The organism is Pseudoalteromonas sp. NZS127 (assembly GCF_015864805.1).
GTDB lineage: Bacteria > Pseudomonadota > Gammaproteobacteria > Enterobacterales > Alteromonadaceae > Pseudoalteromonas > Pseudoalteromonas nigrifaciens.
Genome location: NZ_JADYWN010000015.1, coordinates 1 through 16854, shown reverse-complemented (window position 1 = coordinate 16854; position 16854 = coordinate 1). Strand labels below are relative to the sequence as shown.

The window sequence follows — 16854 nt, the reverse complement described above, 5'->3', positions numbered from 1 at the left end:
ACCCTGTATCTTACCTAGTAAAGTAAGATAAAAAAACTATTGTGGGCAACTCTTTAAAAATTTTTATAAATGCGCTTTATTTTTATACAGTTTTAAGGCCTAAATGTGAGTATTGTTATTTGTTGCTCTTATGTTTACCCATTTTGTGGCATTATGAACATTCAGATATTTTTATATTAATCGTTTTACCATTACATACTAAAAAATGGATGCTATGAAACAAGTTTTTATTTTACGAGGACTACCAGGAAGCGGTAAGTCTTATTATGCGCAAAATCTTGCCGATGAACTCGCCGGTGCAGACGAAAGCCAATATGTTATTTGCTCAACCGATGATTATTTTATTAATGATCAAGGTGAATACCAATTTGATAAGTTTAAATTGCCGCAATACCATAATTTAAATTTAGCGCGCTTTATTAACGCTTTAGCACAAAATATCCCGTTGGTGATTGTAGATAACACCAATATTAAAAAATGGGAATTTATTGCCTATGCGCAAGCGGCAGTTGCTTTGGGTTATCAAGTAAAAGAAGTGATTGTGGGCGAAGTAAAAGACAAATCTATGCAGCATTTATATGCCAAGCGTAACAGCCATAACATTCCACTTAAAACTATTAGTAAAATGGCCTATATGTTTGAATGGTAATTTATACAGATTAAAAAAGCCCATGTGAATGGGCTTTATAGTGTTGTATACTTTATTATTGCGCGAGTTGTTTATAAACCGCTAACGGGTGTGAGGTACTTAAAGATACATGTACAGCATCACCGGGGTTTACCACTATTTCATGGCTAACGCGGCTGGTTACTACAGTTCCGCAGGCAAGCTTTATAGCACATAAGCGGCTGCCACCTTCAAAGCGCACCCAAATAATTTCGCCATTATTACCCACACTACTTTGCACTAGTAATACATCATCGGGGCGCAGCAGCACATCTACATCGCCACTATCGCAATCAACACCGTGGGCAGGGGCATTACCAATACTTGTGGTTGCTTGGCCTTGGCTAAACTGGCCGCTTATAAAGCTGGCTTCCCCTAAAAAGCGTGCCACAAATCGATTGTTAGGCATACTAAAACAGCGCTCTGGTGTATCTATTTGCTGAATTTTACCGCCTTGCAGTACACCCACACGATCGCCTACCGACAATGCTTCTTCTTGGTCGTGCGTTACCCAAATTGCAGGTACGCCCGCCGCTTTAAGCGCGTTGCGAATATCCCAGCGCAGCATGTCTTTAAGTGCGGCGTCTAAGTTAGAAAGCGGCTCATCTAATAATACAAAGTCGGGCTGGTGGGCAAGGGTGCGCGCAAGTGCTACGCGTTGTTTTTGCCCGCCTGAAAGCGTTGCTGGTTTTTTATTTCTAAACTCATCAAGGCCAAGTAACTTTATCCAATGTTCGCCTGGGCTGGTGTCTTTTAACCTAAAAAAAATATTTTGCTGCACGGTTAAATGCGGAAATAAAGCAAAATCTTGAAACACCATACCTACACTGCGTTTTTCCGCAGGCACAGTAATTTTAGGCGTTGCCCGCCATTTACCACTGTTTATTTCGCCTTCGCTTATAGGTATAAGGCCGGCTAATGCCTGCAAAATAGTACTTTTACCGCAGCCAGTAGGGCCTACAAGCATAAGAATTTCGTTATTACCTAATGATAGGTTTAAATCGCTTACTACACGGTTACTGCCATAATCTATAGACAACTGACTTACAGATAGCATTTGTTATTAAATCCTTAATGTTCGAGCTGGTTGCGTTTTTCGCCAGTGAGCATAATAGCTAACGCGCACGCAGAAATCACCACTAATAATAACCCCGGAATAGCAGCGCGGCCAAAATAGCCGGCTTCGTATACACGCCACAAATAAGTAGAGAGGGTTTCAAACCCCGTAGGGCCAAGTAATAAGGTGGCCTCTAGTTCACGCATCGACTCTAAAAACACTAATGCCGCACCGGCAATAATACCGCGCATAGTTAAGGGCAGTGTTATACGCATAAATGCTTCGCGTGGGCTGGCACCAAGTACCCGGGCCGATTTTACCAAGCTTGGATCTAAGTGTTCGGTGCTGGTACGTACTGAGCCTACAGCAAGGGGTAAAAAGCGCAGCGTATAAGCGATAATAAGCAACCCTAATGTTTGATACAAAAAGGGCAGTTGCAAGCCGCCATAAACAAGCGCTGTGCCCATTACTATGCCCGGAATACCAAAGCCAAAGTAAGTTACGCGCTCCATTACTTTACCTGCTTTACCGCTAAGAGCCGCATGAGCAACCGGAATGGCCACAATTACAGCTACTACAGCAGCAATTGCTGAGGCATATGTTGAGTTCCAAGCAATACTAAAATCAAAGCCGCTAAAACCATCCCGTGCCAGCCACAACGAAAATATAGCTAAAGGTAAGCCAATGGCTAATAACAAAATAGGCGCAAAAGTTATAAACATAGCGCTTAACTGCCACTTTTTAGGGAATAAAATAAGTGGTCTGCCTTGGCGTTCAGTGGCGGTTTTTATTTGTGATTCAATCATTAATAAAAAGCCAACAATAACCATTAATTGCAACGAGAGCATAGCCGCACGGCCCAAAGCAAAGGCGTTGTATTCCACATAAATAACTCGGGTAAAGGTATCTAAGCGCATCATTGCCGGTGTACCAAAGTCAGATAAAGTATAAAGTGCAACAAGCAAAGATCCCGCGGCAATACCATTAACTACGCGGGGTAATATTACTTTAAATACACTTTGTGTCATCGACATACCCAGTGTACGTGCAGCGTTTACCATACTGGCATCAAGGCTGAGTAAGGACGAGCGGGTGGTCATCATTACAAACGGAAATGTGTACAAGGTCATTACTATGGCTGCGCCGCTAAGGCCGTCCATTGAGGGCGTTGGAATACCAAGCAGGTTATTTATTTCCCCCCCAGGGCCAAAAGCTGCATAAAGTGTAAACGCCCCTATATAACTCGGTATAGCTAAGGGAGCTGCAAATATAACCAGCCATAATTTTTTAAATGGCAAATGCACATAAGCACTAATAAACGCCAGTGGCACGCCAATTAAAATAGAACCCAATACAGTTAACGCCATTAACGATAAGGTATTAGCTAAAATGTCGAGGTTATGGCTGTCAAATACTGAGCTTGTGTCGCTGGCAAGGGTAATTAACACATAAATAGGGGTAAGCGTAATGAGCGCTGCAAGCAGCGCCATTGGGTAGGATGCTGGTAGTCGCATTACAGTACGCCGCTACTGCGCATTAAATCGATAGTGGGGCGTAAATCGGCGAGCTGAGTTAAATCAATTTTAGGCGGCGAAATACTCGATAAAGACGGTATGCCCTGTGGCACACTAATGCCATTAACAAGTGGGATTTCGTAAGCTTCACTGGCTAAATAGCTTTGCACTTCGGTGCTTAGTAAATAACGCATAAAATTAGTTGCTAACGGATCGTCACTTAAAGCTAACACCCCTGAGGCATTGACCAAACAGCCCGCATCGTTTTGGGTAAAAGCTAAATCTAACTTAGCATCGGGCTTACCCGACTTTAACCTAAGTGTGTAATAGTGATTGGCAAAACCAATATCAACTTCACCGCGCTCAACGCCCATAACTACACCTAATTCACCGGCATAGGTTTTAGAGCGCTTTTTAATTTTTTTAAGCCACTTAGCGGTTTTGTCATCACCTTCTAAAATTCGCATTGCAGTTACAAACGACTGGAACGATGCATAAGCAGGGGCCCAACCAATACTTAAATCGCTGTCGGCAATTTCCATAATGCTGGTTGGAATTTGCTCTTTAGTTAAACGCGACGTGTTGTATGGCAAGGTACGAATACGGCCGGTTACCGGCGTCCATTCTTTATATCTAAATTGCGGTTGTAACTGAGCCGATAAATCACTTGGTATTGGCTGTGCAAGGCCAGCATCGGTAACTAAACCAATTGCGCCTGAGTCAACCGCCCAAAATAAGTCAGCACGGCGAACGCCTGCTTTTGCTTCAGCTACTATGGTATTTGCTAATGCAGCAGTTGGGCCTCGGCGTATACCGAGTTTAAGGTTTGGATTTTTCTTCTCGATAGCTTGTAATACGTTTTCGTATAAGCCACCTTCACCACGCCCTAAATAAAGCGTAAGCTCACCCTCTAGTTTAGGTAAGCTATCTACAGACACAGGGTTTGCTATATTGGCCGCTAGTGCGCGAGCAAGAGGCAGTGGTAATGCACCCACAGCCCCAAGCGCAACCAGGCCTTGTATAAAGGTCCTACGCTTCACTTAAAATACATCCTTACGTGTTTTTTCGGCTTTTTCGATCAGCGTTTTAGCGCGATCTAATTTTGTTTGCATGTCGCTTATTACATTACGTACTTCGTCTACGCTTTTGTTGCTAGAAATAGCAAGTGGCAGTGTTACGTTAAAGTCTTTCTCTAACACTTCAACTAAGTTAGCGTCTTGCGCTATTAGTGTGCCTTCTACGCCTTCAAATAAGTGTAGGTAAGTGTCGTGTACAATTTCGGTGGCTTCGTCGTTTAAACGCTCAGCAAATTTTGCAACAACACGATCGAGTCGGTGCTTAATTTCGTCGATAGTGGCACTTTGGGTCATTTCTTTGGTTGCCGTTGTTGTTACATTTGCTAATAAACCCTGTTGCTGAAATTTAGCCGCTAATTTAACAGCGCCAAGGCCTTGCCATAGGGCATTGTTCATGGCTTGTTGTTGTTTACGAACTTCAGCTGCAGGCTGTTTGTTTTCGATAGCCATTTTTACGCCGTAAATACCTTGCCAAATAGAAGCGTAAACAGGTACAAAATTGGTTTCTATGGCGCTGTGAAATTTAACCGATTCCCAATATTCAATAAGGTCATCTGTTTTTACCGCTTTAGCACCTTTGGTATCGTAGTCGCTTACCATAGTATCGACTTTGCCAACCATCCACTCTACTTCTTCGGCGTAACTTTTAAGATTAGCCTGAAGGTGATTAACATGCTCGCCAATAGGGCCATTAGCAAGTACCGGTTGCGTTATAAAAGCAGAGGCTAATAACAGGCTTACGCCTAACGCTTTAGCTGGTTTAAATAATAAGTTCATAAAAGAGTCCGAAAAGGTAACTGTAAATGATAGGTATTATCATATAGGTAAAGATCACTGAGATCAATACTCTTAAAGGTGAGTTAGAAGGCTGTTTGTTTATTAGGGCAAAGTGTGTACAACTTTTAACCCTAAAACTTTAATTTAGCGGTAAGTTTAAGCGTAATGCTTGCCTTTAATGGCGTTATAAATGGCATCACACAAGGTTTTTATGCTGCTCTGGTCTGAAATATATGGCGGCATTAAATAAATAAGTTTACCAAAGGGGCGTATCCATACACCTTGTGCTACAAAATAAGCCTGAATTTTAGCCACATCAACATTGCCTGCTTCCGCTGTTAGCTCTACCACCCCAATAGCGCCTAAAGTGCGTACATCGGCTACGTCATCAAGCTCTTTGCATTTATTGAGTTGTTGCAGTTGGCTGTTTAGATTGGCAATGCGCTGCTGCCAGTTTTGCTCAAGCAGTAAATCTATACTGGCACAGGCCACAGCGCAGGCAAGCGGGTTGCCCATAAAAGTAGGACCGTGCATTAATACACCGGCTTCGCCTTCGCTTATACCTGTGGCTATTTTGTCACTGGTAAGAGTGGCCGATAGGGTCATAGCGCCGCCAGTAAGTGCTTTGCCTATACACATTATATCGGGCTGAATATTAGCATGCTCTACGGCAAATAATTTACCGGTACGGCCAAAGCCAGTGGCTATTTCGTCGCATATAAGTAACACCTTATATTGCGTGCATAACTTGCGTACGCAGGCTAAGTACTCAGGGTGATAAAAGTTCATGCCACCAGCATTTTGTACAATTGGCTCAATAATAAATGCCGCTACGCTCTGGTGGTGCGCTTTAAAATACGCTTCAAGCTCGGTTGCCTCAGCTTGGTTAAATTCACTATTAAATTGGCTTACCGGGGCTGGTACAAAAATATGCTCGGGTAAAAAGCCGCTGTACAAACTGTGCATTGAATTAACTGGATCGCATACACTCATAGCCGCAAAGGTATCGCCATGATAGCCCTTGTAGGGGGTCATTAATTTTTGTTTGTTAGTAATGCCTTGGCTAAGCCAATACTGCAGTGCCATTTTTATAGCTACTTCAACACTTACCGAGCCGCTATCGGCTAAAAATACCTTAGTTAAGCTAGCAGGGGTAATGCTTACTAGCTTTTTACACAGCTCTACAGCGGGTTTATGGGTAAATCCGCCAAACATAATGTGGCTCATAGAGTTAATTTGCTCAATCATGGCGTTATTTAAAACTGGGTGGTTATAGCCATGTATAGCGCTCCACCATGAGGCCATGCCATCAATGAGTTGCTCGCCTGTTTCAAGCTCAATAATATTATGATTTGCGTGGGTAACAGGGTAAACCATTATAGGCTTGGTCATAGAGGTATAAGGGTGCCAAATATGCTGGCGATCAAAATTCAGGTCAATCGTATTCTTTTTAATCATATGTAAACTTAAGTGGGCTTGGGTTCGTTGACAATGGTACTTCAAGAAGTAGACTAAGCCAATATCACCGTTATGAAAAAAATAAAGAGAGTAGAAAACTATGGAACTTGCACCTGTTCGTCACAACTGGACCCACAGTGAAGTTAAAGCAATATTTGAAATGCCATTTAACGATTTACTATTTAAAGCCGCATCGGTTCATCGTGCTAATTTCAACCCAAATGAAGTGCAAATTTCTACTTTATTATCGATTAAAACCGGTGCCTGCCCAGAAGATTGTAAATATTGCCCGCAGTCTGGGCATTACCGAACCGATTTAGAACGCGAACGCCTAATCGAGGTAGAAAAAGTAGTAGAACAAGCGCGTTTAGCCAAGCAAAAAGGCGCAACTCGTTTTTGTATGGGTGCCGCGTGGTCAGATCCAAAAGACAGAGACATGCCGTATATTTCGCAAATGGTTAAAGAAGTAAAAGAGCTTGGCCTAGAAACCTGTATGACCCTAGGCATGCTTAATAACGAAAAAGCCCACGAACTACGCAATGCTGGGCTTGACTACTACAACCATAACCTTGACACCTCGCCTGAGTATTACGAGCAAATTATATCTACCCGAACTTTTCAAGACCGCCTAGATACCATAGGCAATGTACGCGACGCGGGTATGAAAGTATGTTCGGGCGGTATTGTAGGTATGGGCGAGCAAGCAGCCGATCGCTATGGCTTATTAATGCAACTGGCCAACTTAGATCAACAACCAGAAAGCGTACCCATTAATATGCTGGTTAAAGTTAAAGGCACACCGCTTGAAAACGTAGATGACTTAGATCATTTTGAGTTTATACGCACAATTGCAACCGCGCGCATTATGATGCCGCAAAGCTATGTGCGTTTGTCGGCAGGGCGCAACGCCATGAACGAGCAAATGCAGTCAATGTGCTTTTTTGCAGGTGCTAACTCTATATTTTATGGCGACAAACTGCTTACCACCGAAAACCCAGATGCCGATGCCGATATGGCCTTAATTAAAAAGTTAGGGATGAACCCAGAAACTCGTCACGACTATTCAGATGAAGCCGTAGCCGCGTCGCTTTCATCGCAAGTGGCCGACAAAGCAACGTCTAAGTTATTTTACGAAGCATAACCATAATTATAACTAAGTAATAACTAAGCTATAACTAAGCCTAGGTAAACACAGCCAAATGTCATTTGAATTTATAAATACGCATCTGCAAGCTTGCTTGCACGATGCGCTACTGCGTAAACGCCACCAAGTACAGCATGCTACGGCGCGCAAAATTACTATTAATAACAAAACCTATCTTAATTTTGCCAGTAACGACTACTTAGGCTTTGGCGATAACGCAATTGCTTTAAATGAATTACCGGCATTAGGGAGTCACAGCTCAGCGTTAGTTACCGGTTATCAAGTTCAGCAACACGCACTAGAGCAGTATTTATGCGCACAGTTAGGTTACGAAGCCGCTATGCTGTTTAGCTCGGGCTTTAGTGCTAATAGCAGTGTAATAAAAGCGCTGTTTCAAGATAAAACCGTAGCGCAGCACAGTGCTGTTTTTCAAGATAAGCTTAATCATGCCAGCCTAATAGACGGCGCACTGCATGCTAACGCCGCTTTAATCCGTTTTAATCATAACGACATGAACCATTTACGCGCCCGCTTAGAAAAATCAACAGCCAAACATAAGCTAATTATAAGCGAAGGTGTATTTTCGATGGATGGCGACAAAGCGCCACTTAGCGAGCTACTGGCGTTAGCCAAACAGCACAATGCTTGGCTAATGATAGACGACGCTCATGGTTTTGGCGTATTAGGTAAAACCGGATTAGGCAGCTGCGAGGCGCTTAATACCGAGCAACTACCTGAGTTACTGGTTATTACTTTTGGCAAAGCGGTAGCCAGTAGCGGCGCGTGTGTATTAGGCAGTAAACATTTTATTGATTACATGCTGCAATTTAATCGCGATTACACTTATTCCACGGCTATGTCGCCGCTTATTGCAGGGCTTACTCTTGCACGTATTAAAGCGATTAAAACCGCAGATGATAAACGCGCTAAATTAAACGCAAATATTAGCTACTTTAAGCAACTTGCTAAACAACATAATATTGGCGTAATGGAGTCAAGTACCGCTATTCAGCCCATTGTTTTAGGCTGCGCCGAGCACACCTTAAACGTGGCTAGTAAACTTAAAGAATACGGTGTTTGGCTTACTGCTATTCGCCCGCCAACCGTTGCTCATAACACCGCACGTTTGCGAATTACACTCAGCGCAGCGCATACAAAGCACGACATTAACCATTTAGTTAATAGCTTAGTAGGTGCATTAGTATGATTGCTCAAACACTTTTAAATGCTGCTTCTATAACTACACAGCCATTAAATACAGAGCCAAATAGGCAGCCGTTAAATATACAATCATTATCAGCAGGGCCTATATTATTACCAAGCTGTAGCCTTAAAAAAGGGGCGCAGAGTAAATTTTCAAAAGCAGCCAGCAGTTATAACCACCATGCTAATGTGCAAAAACAAGCCGCAGATGATTTATTTAAACTTATAAAAGCGAATGCAAATAGCAGTAATAAAGCCAAACTGTGTATCGACTTAGGCGCAGGGCCATTAGTTAATACACATACTTTGCAAACATTATTTGGCAGCGTTATTGCCATGGATCTTAGTTTAAACATGCTACAAAGCAGCGCACTAAATACGCCACGGCTATGCGCCGATATGGATAATCTTCCGCTGCAAGCCAATAGTATTGATATTATTTACAGTAACTTTGCAGTGCAATGGTCGGCCGATTTTGCTCAATTATTAAAATCGCTTTATACTGCGCTCAAACCAGGCGGGCAAGCCTATATTAGCTGCGTTATTGAAGGCTCGCTTAACGAGATAAAAACCGCATTTAGCGCACTTGATAACAACAGCCATATAAATACCTTTAATAGCGAACAGCATATAAACCAATCAGTCCAAAAGTCTGGGTTTACTATTAATACAATGCAAAAAGCCTTGTATTGCGATGAGTTTACATCGCCATTAAATGCCATTCGCTCTATTAAGGCCATAGGTGCTACAGCGCAAAATCACAGTAATACGCGCAGAGGCTTGTTAACTAAGCACGCTTTGCAGCAGGTATGCAGCGCATATCCGCTTAAAAATAATAAAGCGCACGTGTCGTATCACGTTATGCTATTAGCACTTGGTAAATAAAAACCAGTTAAATAAAAATCGCTAAATAAAAACCGTTAAATAAAACAGCAAAGGTGAATAACGCCATGAAAGAATTTTTTATTACCGGCACCGACACCGACGCCGGAAAAACCCACGTTACCAGTTTATTACTAAAGCTACTTGCCCAACATAAAAAGCAAGCAATTGGTTTTAAACCGCTCGCGTCTGGCTGCGAAATGGCGTTTGATCAGCTAGTAAATGCCGATGCACTAATATTAATGGAAAGCGCAACGGTAAGTGCCAAGTACGATGTAATTAATCCGTTTGCCTTTGCACCTGCTATTGCCCCGCACATAGCCGCCGAGCAAGCAGGGGTTACTATTACTGCAGATAAGCTAAGCAGCGCGTATAAAAACATAAAACAGCAAGGTGCCGATTACATACTTACCGAAGGGGCTGGTGGCTGGGCGCTGCCTATAAGCAACACAGATTATTTATACAATTGGGTTAAAGCAGAGCAACTGCCGGTAATATTAGTAGTAGGTATGAAGTTAGGCTGCTTAAATCATGCGCTACTTACGGCTGCACATATGCAAAGTATGGGTATAAATTGCATTGGCTGGATTGCAAATCAGGTTGAGCCAAACATGGACGAGTACCAAGCTAATCTTGATTCACTTAAATTACGTTTACCCTTTCCTATACTGGCAATAAGCCCATACAGTGAGCAAACCCCTAAATTACAAATATATAAAACATTGCTAGAAAATTTCGCACTAAACACATAAAAAACACTTGTTTTACGACATAGTTTGTCACAGAATAGCGCTGACGTTGTGACATACTGTGTCATAACGCAGTGATTGCTTTTAATCAATTTAGTGCCAAACGTACTAAACATATTAATAGTACCGCAATCGATATTATTTTTTGAGGACAAGTATGAAACGTGTTTTTTTATTTTTACTAACAAACCTCGCGGTTATGTTGGTATTAGGTGTAGTGCTTTCAATAGTGATGAGTGTATTTGGACTAAGCAACCGTAGCTTAGGCGGTATGCTAATGATTGCTACTGTGTTTGGTTTTGGTGGCTCGTTTATTTCGTTATTTATGTCGAAATGGATGGCTAAAAAATCAACCGGCGCACATGTTATTACCCAACCACGTAACGAAACCGAACATTGGCTAGTAACTACGGTTGCAGCACAAGCGCAAAAAGCCGGCATTAAAATGCCAGAAGTGGCCATTTACGACAGCCCAGAAATGAACGCATTTGCCACCGGCCCAAGTAAAAACAACTCACTAGTGGCAGTAAGCACAGGTTTATTACACAGCATGAGCCAAGATCAAGCCGAAGCCGTACTTGCCCACGAAGTATCGCATATTGCTAATGGCGACATGGTAACGCTTACACTTATACAAGGCGTGGTAAACACCTTTGTTATATTTGCCGCTAAAGTGCTAGCAGGCATAGTCGATAACTTTATAAACAGTAACAACGATGAACAAGAGGGCGGCAACAGCTGGACCTACTTCCTGTTCGATATGTTGTTTCAAGTAATTTTTGGCATTTTAGCCAGCGTTATAGTGGCTTATTACAGCCGCCAACGTGAGTTTGCTGCCGACAGCGGCGCTGCCAAACTTGTAGGCGCAGACAAAATGCGTTCAGCCCTTGAGCGATTAAAGCAAAATCATCCTTCGCAACTAGAAGGCTCAATGATGGCGTTTGGTATTGCCAGTGGTAAAGGTATGGCTGAGTTGTTTTCGTCGCACCCACCGCTTGACGCCCGCATAGACGCACTGCGTAAATAATGTTTTAGCGCAAAGTTATTGCATATATACCAAGCCAGCTTAACCGCTGGCTTTTTTGTGGCTAAATTACATGCTAAGTTAGTTGCTCATATGTTTAACCAAACCAGAGTTTATACATGAAACTATTAAGCACCACTTTTGTATTTGCGTTACTTTTTGTGTTTTTTCCGGCTAAAGCAACAAACGGCCTAATAACACTACAAAGCCAGCAAAGTGCCCAAGCCACTATGAATAAGTTTGAGTTACTGGCTAAAAATAAAGGACTAACAATTTTTGCACGTATTGATCACGCCGCAGGGGCTAAAAAAGTAGGGCAGCAGCTTGGCTACACCGAAGTTATTATATTTGGTAATCCACAAGGCGGTACTCCTTTAATGCAGTGCGCGCAAACAATGGGGATTGATTTACCGCTTAAAGCACTTGTTTGGCAAGACGCCAATGCAAAAGTATGGTTAAGCTACAACGATCTTAGCTATTTAACTAAGCGCCATGGTGCAGGGCAATGCGCTGTTGCTACAAAGCTTGCCAATGTACTTGCAGAGCTTGCTGCACAGGCACTGCAGTCCTGAGCTTAATTACCAATCCTAAAAAAGTAATTTAAACAACGAGGGAATATACATGAAGTTTTTAGTATTTTTAGGCACAGTACGCAATAGCACACCCCCTAAACCAGCAAGGCTTGGTGAGCGCGTAGCCCAAGCATGTATAGCGTGTTTGCAAAGCCAATTTAGTACACACGAAATAGAGCTAATCGACGCGCTAGATTATCCGCTCGAACCGGTATTTAAGCCACACTTTGCTTACCCCAAAAGTAAAGCTCCCGAGCAGCTAAATACCCTAGCCGATAAAATTGCCGCAGTCGATGGCTATATTATGATCAGCCCAGAGTACAACCATTCTATGAGCCCAGCACTGGCCAACTTATTAAACCATTTTGGCAGCTCACTGTTTTCGTACAAACCCAGCGCCATTGTTGCTTAACCTAAACTCTGGTTAAGAGATTTACTAACGTATTGAATCATTGTTATATTTAAATTTATTTTCTCTAGCCAGAGACTTTTAGTGAAAACAAGGCGAATTTACGCGTCAATAGCTGGCCTATTGCAAGTGAATTCAACGCAGTTAGCGCAGAAAGTAGCTGCTTGAGATAGATTTATTATCCAGAGTTTAGGTTATCCATTCCGCTGGGCAATGGGGTGGTATGCGCGCCGCAATGGGTATGCGTAACTTTTTAAGTGAATTAGGCTGTTTACCCGTATCAGCAATGATCCATGTACCAAAAGCGCAAGAGGTAATGGCTGAAAATGGCTCGTTCAATGAGCAAAGTGAACAAGACACTTGGTTTAATTACTTCTCACGTACATTTACCCAATTAGCCTGGTGGGCAGAGGCTGCTCAACAGCAAAAACTAACTCAAAATCCAACTGAAGTATTAAGCAGCTTTACTAAAGATCCCTCACAGCGAAACGCTCCTAAATAAACTAAGTTTAATTAACAACGCCTACAAACAATAAAGCCAGCTTAGCTGCTGGCTTTGTAACTTTAAACATACGGCCTAGCTATTACTGAGACATAATAATTTCGGTAATGCCCTCGGCCGAGAGTATTTCTATCCAATAACCATCGGGGTCTTTAATAAACGCCAAACCTTTCATCGAGCCATCGTCTGGTTTTTTTACAAACTCTACATCGTATTTTGCAAAACGTTCGCACGCGGCGTATACATCGGGTACGCTAATACCAATATGGCCAAAGCCTTTTGGCTCTTCGTTACCACTTACATAGCCTGCAAAGCTATCGTCGTTTTCTGTGCCCCAATTATGGGTAAGCTCAATTAGTGCAGGGCGGCGAAACACCCATTCAGCTTTGGTTTTATCATCGCCCGCAGGCAGTTGTTGCTCGTAACCTAAAAAGTACAGGGTAAACTTCATACCAGGAAAGTCATATTTGCCCAACAACTTCATACCTAATACGTTTTCATAAAATGCTAATGACGGTTTTGGGTCTTTAATTCGCAGCATAGTTTGCTGCATTACATAACCTTCGGTCGCTTTAGTAACTTGCTCTGGAGATTCGTTATAGCTAGACATAAGATGATCCTTACTAAAAATTTAAAGCACAACAGACTTATTAAGTATTTCTAGTGCCATCATAATCAACAGCACCGCAAATTAAAACCACCCTATGTAATTCATTCGTTATTCAATCACTATTCAATAATTAGTTAATTAAAATACCGCCAAGCAATGGCTATAAAGTAGTTTAATTTTAAAATTACTTAAAATAAGTTTACCGACCACTTTTAGAAACGTATAGTTTGCATAAGTAACACATAAAAAATAACTAATAAAAAGTATAAAAATCAGGAACACCAATGAACAAAGGATTGTTAACGTCGTGGAACGACAACCGAGGCTATGGTTTTATTAAATCTAGCAGCGTTGCACACGACACCTTTATACACATATCTTCGCTTAAACACATGAACCGCAAACCCAAAGTAGGCGACACTATCTATTTTGAGGTAGCTACTGATCCCAATGGTAAAAGCAAAGCAATTAATTGCCGCATTGAAGGCGTAATCGAAAGCAAAGTAGAAACCAAACTAGCAAAAACAGCTGCTTTTAATAAACCCTTTAAAATGAGTAAAGCAAAAAAGAAGTCGAGCACTTTAGCTAACCTTGTTGCGCTGGTAATTATATTAAGCATAGGTTTTAGCGCATACAATAGGTACTTCGCAAACACTCATGCAGGCAATAAAAACAACACCCCCGTTATTACCAATGCCGACTTAACCACCTTTGATGAAAAAGACCCAAAGGCAGTTATTCCTAAAAACACTCAAAATTTTAGCTGCGATGGCAGGCAACACTGCAGCCAAATGACCTCACGAGCCGAAGCTGTATTCTTTATAAAAAACTGCCCGAATACAAAAATGGATGGCGATAACGACGGAATACCTTGTGAAAATACCTTGTGAAAATGATTCAAGGTTTTAAATAGGTGATAATTGCAGATGCGTTTATATAAAAAATAGATTTAATAAATGGCTGTATACAAATACAGTGCTGTAGGTTTTGTCCCATAACATTATTAAAAGTCGTTTTGGGATTAAATAACAAAAGTTACAAAATAGCAATTGTAACTGCTTGTTTATAAGTAAGTTGTTTGGTTTGGTTATCGAGCAACGTAATATGCGCCGTTTTGGGGTGTTATAACCCCCCAAAGTGGTGTTCAATAAGCTGTTAGCAGTACAAGGGAAGATATGAGTAAATCCGAAGAAAAAGAAGCATCTACATTTGTCAGAGTTTTAATTTCAATATTCTGTTTCTTGTTAGCCGCAATGGTATTGTTTAATTATGTTGGGGTTGAGCCAAAAGGTGAGATCAATAACGGTATTATATTTCTATTATTTCTATTACTGGTTCTCGTTTTGGCCGAATCGTTTGATAACTTCTCTCTAGGTAAGCTCGTGTCAATTTCACGGGAGGCAAAAAAGAAAGAGGTTGAAGTACAAAACCTAGAGAAAAAGAACACTGCTCTCCTATCCCAGTTAATATCTATTACAAGTAATAATACCCAGAATCAAAGTCATACAAATGTTTATGGCGACTTTCATGCTCCAGCTCCAACGGTGACTAAAGCATCAGAAGAAGAAGTAGAGGAGGAGAGTAATAGTTCTGAGCAAGCCCCCTTAAAATCCGAAGATTCTGCGCCAACAAGGATTAGCTACAACTGGAGAGAGGCTGAAAAATTATCATTAGCAAAATATTTGGATAAGAAAAAACTTCATCAGTCTAACGTAATAACAGAGGCGAAATTAACAACGCAGTTTCACGGCGTTGATCCTGTGAGTAATATTCAGCCAATTTATGATGCCTACTATCGTGAAGGTGAAAATGAAGTCTTTGTAGATTTCAGGCCAAATAGGGGAATGCCATTTATGTATCGGGATCGCCTCTATGTGATGCTCAGTAAAATATCTCATTACAAAGCAACCAAAAACGTTGATGCCTATCTTGAGTTGGTTTTAATGAATGTACCTGAGGAGGAGTCATCTAGAAGTGGTGGTTTCAATAGGGTTCTGGAATCATTTGAACCTGCGATTGCTAGCGGACTTCTCCGAGTAAGCGAAATCGATTTCAATGAACAAGAACTGGCGGAAATCCAGAAGTGATACTGCTAACAAGCTGTTAAACAAGGACAAAATACAGTTGGCTTTTTGTCACTTCGTTCCTCATTTTAGCCAACTGCATTTTGCCTGTTAACAGGGCGTTAGCAGGCACTACTTGTTCTTTATTTAAAGTGTTTGGCTAAGTGAATATTTCAAAACAAAGGATTGTGTTCTCTGCTTTTTCTTCCTTTTTTTTGGTTAATAATATTTTATAAATTGATTGTTAAACACTTTTTGTTATTGTTTATCAATTGAGGTTTGTGGCTAAGTAGTGCAGCAGTGTTTTTTGCTTCTTACTTCCATTCATTGAGTTTTTGCATTGTTGGCAATTTAAGTATTTTTAATAAACCTTGCTGCTAACAAGCAAATCAACAGGACAAAAAACAGTTGGCTGCGCTCGTGCCTCGCACAGTATAGCCAACTATTTATTTGCCCATTATTTGGGCGTTAGTTGCCGCAACTTGTTCTTGTTAAATTTATTTGGAACTTGTTGTATTTATATGAAAATTTTGCACTTGTTTCGTTTCTTTATTGTGGTATCTTTAGTGCCCTATTCTGATTTGGTATTTGTTGCTAAACAGTTTTCGCCTAAGTTTTTTAGTGTGAATAACTAGCCGAAGTATTAAAGGCTCAAATTCATGGTAAGTGGCAAAGTTACGGCGGGGTATTTTTTGATTCTTCCGAAAAACTATTGAATATTTTAAAAATTGGTTGTTTGGGCAATTACAGTTACAAACAACTAACAACACGCCCTGAGGTGGACAGCAAGCACTAAAGTTCACTTTCCACCGCAAATTTTAACAGCGGTGATCCCTTACTTTTCAATGCGATTAAGTAAGTTGATTCATCGTAGGGCGTATGTNCTTACTTTTCAATGCGATTAAGTAAGTTGATTCATCGTAGGGCGTATGTGTTTTCCAGCACCTAAATAGTATTCTTATCCACTTAAATGCTAATGATCTGATGATGGTATTATGGGGTTTTCCTTTGGCCTCTTGCTGCCGATAATATGCTTTTGCCCAAAATGAATAACGCACAGATAATCCTGCCCATTCAACAAATGTTTGCCTTAAAAATTTAGTGCACGAATATCGCCAGTGTATCCATTCCTTCTTGCCACTGCGCT

General features: G+C 41.3%; 16 protein-coding genes and 2 pseudogenes. 11 read left to right on the top strand and 7 right to left on the bottom strand.

The features are described from left to right. The first annotated feature begins 214 nt into the window (after positions 1 to 214). The gene (locus tag I6E78_RS13430; protein WP_011328293.1) at positions 215 to 649 is read left to right on the top strand and encodes an ATP-binding protein; all 435 of its coding nucleotides are present in this window, start codon (positions 215 to 217) and stop codon (positions 647 to 649) included. A 55-nt stretch (positions 650 to 704) separates the two neighbouring features. Here the strand turns inward: I6E78_RS13430 and I6E78_RS13425 are convergent, their stop codons facing one another. The 5 genes from I6E78_RS13425 to bioA all read right to left on the bottom strand — a co-directional run bounded on the left by I6E78_RS13425 (position 705) and on the right by bioA (position 6549). Then, positions 705 to 1724: an ABC transporter ATP-binding protein gene (locus I6E78_RS13425; protein ID WP_179807023.1), complete on the bottom strand. Its 1020-nt coding sequence runs from the start codon at positions 1722 to 1724 to the stop codon at positions 705 to 707. Positions 1725 to 1738: 14 nt separating this feature from the next. Next, positions 1739 to 3238 carry an ABC transporter permease gene (locus I6E78_RS13420; RefSeq protein WP_011328291.1) on the bottom strand — a complete coding sequence of 500 codons (1500 nt, stop codon included), beginning with the start codon at positions 3236 to 3238 and terminating at the stop codon, positions 1739 to 1741. Then, positions 3238 to 4278, bottom strand: a complete 1041-nt coding sequence (locus I6E78_RS13415; RefSeq protein WP_011328290.1) for an extracellular solute-binding protein — start codon at positions 4276 to 4278, stop codon at positions 3238 to 3240. The genes I6E78_RS13420 and I6E78_RS13415 overlap by 1 nt, the downstream gene beginning before the upstream one ends. Next, a complete protein-coding gene (locus I6E78_RS13410; RefSeq protein WP_011328289.1) occupies positions 4279 to 5091 on the bottom strand; it encodes a hypothetical protein in 813 nt (270 codons plus the stop codon). A 156-nt stretch (positions 5092 to 5247) separates the two neighbouring features. Then, on the bottom strand, positions 5248 to 6549 hold the full coding sequence (gene bioA / locus I6E78_RS13405) for an adenosylmethionine--8-amino-7-oxononanoate transaminase (RefSeq protein ID WP_197182693.1): 1302 nt from the start codon (positions 6547 to 6549) through the stop codon (positions 5248 to 5250). Positions 6550 to 6649: 100 nt separating this feature from the next. Between bioA and bioB the strand changes: the two genes are divergently transcribed. The 8 genes and pseudogenes from bioB (at position 6650) to I6E78_RS13365 (ending at position 13034) form a co-directional block, all read left to right on the top strand. After that, the gene (bioB, locus tag I6E78_RS13400) at positions 6650 to 7690 is read left to right on the top strand and encodes a biotin synthase BioB (protein WP_182676656.1); all 1041 of its coding nucleotides are present in this window, start codon (positions 6650 to 6652) and stop codon (positions 7688 to 7690) included. Between the two features lie 58 nt (positions 7691 to 7748). Then, complete coding sequence (locus tag I6E78_RS13395; RefSeq protein WP_197182692.1) at positions 7749 to 8900, top strand: aminotransferase class I/II-fold pyridoxal phosphate-dependent enzyme; 1152 nt, start codon at positions 7749 to 7751, stop codon at positions 8898 to 8900. Further along, the gene (locus tag I6E78_RS13390; RefSeq protein WP_197182691.1) at positions 8897 to 9781 is read left to right on the top strand and encodes a methyltransferase domain-containing protein; all 885 of its coding nucleotides are present in this window, start codon (positions 8897 to 8899) and stop codon (positions 9779 to 9781) included. The genes I6E78_RS13395 and I6E78_RS13390 overlap by 4 nt, the downstream gene beginning before the upstream one ends. Positions 9782 to 9846: 65 nt before the next feature. Then, positions 9847 to 10530 (top strand): dethiobiotin synthase, encoded by a 684-nt coding sequence (bioD, locus tag I6E78_RS13385; RefSeq protein ID WP_197182690.1) that lies wholly within the window; start codon positions 9847 to 9849, stop codon positions 10528 to 10530. A 154-nt stretch (positions 10531 to 10684) separates the two neighbouring features. Further along, the gene (gene htpX, locus I6E78_RS13380; protein WP_089368331.1) at positions 10685 to 11554 is read left to right on the top strand and encodes a protease HtpX; all 870 of its coding nucleotides are present in this window, start codon (positions 10685 to 10687) and stop codon (positions 11552 to 11554) included. 116 nt (positions 11555 to 11670) lie between these two features. Next, positions 11671 to 12123, top strand: a complete 453-nt coding sequence (locus I6E78_RS13375; protein ID WP_197182689.1) for a DUF302 domain-containing protein — start codon at positions 11671 to 11673, stop codon at positions 12121 to 12123. Between the two features lie 49 nt (positions 12124 to 12172). Then, positions 12173 to 12529, top strand: a pseudogene (locus I6E78_RS13370) (NADPH-dependent FMN reductase); the annotation flags it as partial. Positions 12530 to 12755: 226 nt separating this feature from the next. Continuing rightward, a complete protein-coding gene (locus I6E78_RS13365) occupies positions 12756 to 13034 on the top strand; it encodes a hypothetical protein (protein WP_011328280.1) in 279 nt (92 codons plus the stop codon). An 82-nt stretch (positions 13035 to 13116) separates the two neighbouring features. Here I6E78_RS13365 and gloA read toward each other — a convergent pair whose 3' ends face one another. Continuing rightward, on the bottom strand, positions 13117 to 13644 hold the full coding sequence (gene gloA, locus I6E78_RS13360) for a lactoylglutathione lyase (protein WP_086993386.1): 528 nt from the start codon (positions 13642 to 13644) through the stop codon (positions 13117 to 13119). A 284-nt stretch (positions 13645 to 13928) separates the two neighbouring features. On the opposite strand from gloA, the gene I6E78_RS13355 reads away from it, so the two are divergent. Continuing rightward, positions 13929 to 14534 carry an excalibur calcium-binding domain-containing protein gene (locus I6E78_RS13355; RefSeq protein ID WP_197182687.1) on the top strand — a complete coding sequence of 202 codons (606 nt, stop codon included), beginning with the start codon at positions 13929 to 13931 and terminating at the stop codon, positions 14532 to 14534. Positions 14535 to 14819: 285 nt separating this feature from the next. Next, positions 14820 to 15731 (top strand): hypothetical protein, encoded by a 912-nt coding sequence (locus I6E78_RS13350; protein WP_197182686.1) that lies wholly within the window; start codon positions 14820 to 14822, stop codon positions 15729 to 15731. A gap of 827 nt (positions 15732 to 16558) precedes the next feature. On the opposite strand, the pseudogene I6E78_RS18705 reads toward I6E78_RS13350, so the two are convergent. Continuing rightward, a pseudogene (locus I6E78_RS18705) lies at positions 16559 to 16854 on the bottom strand (hypothetical protein); the annotation flags it as partial.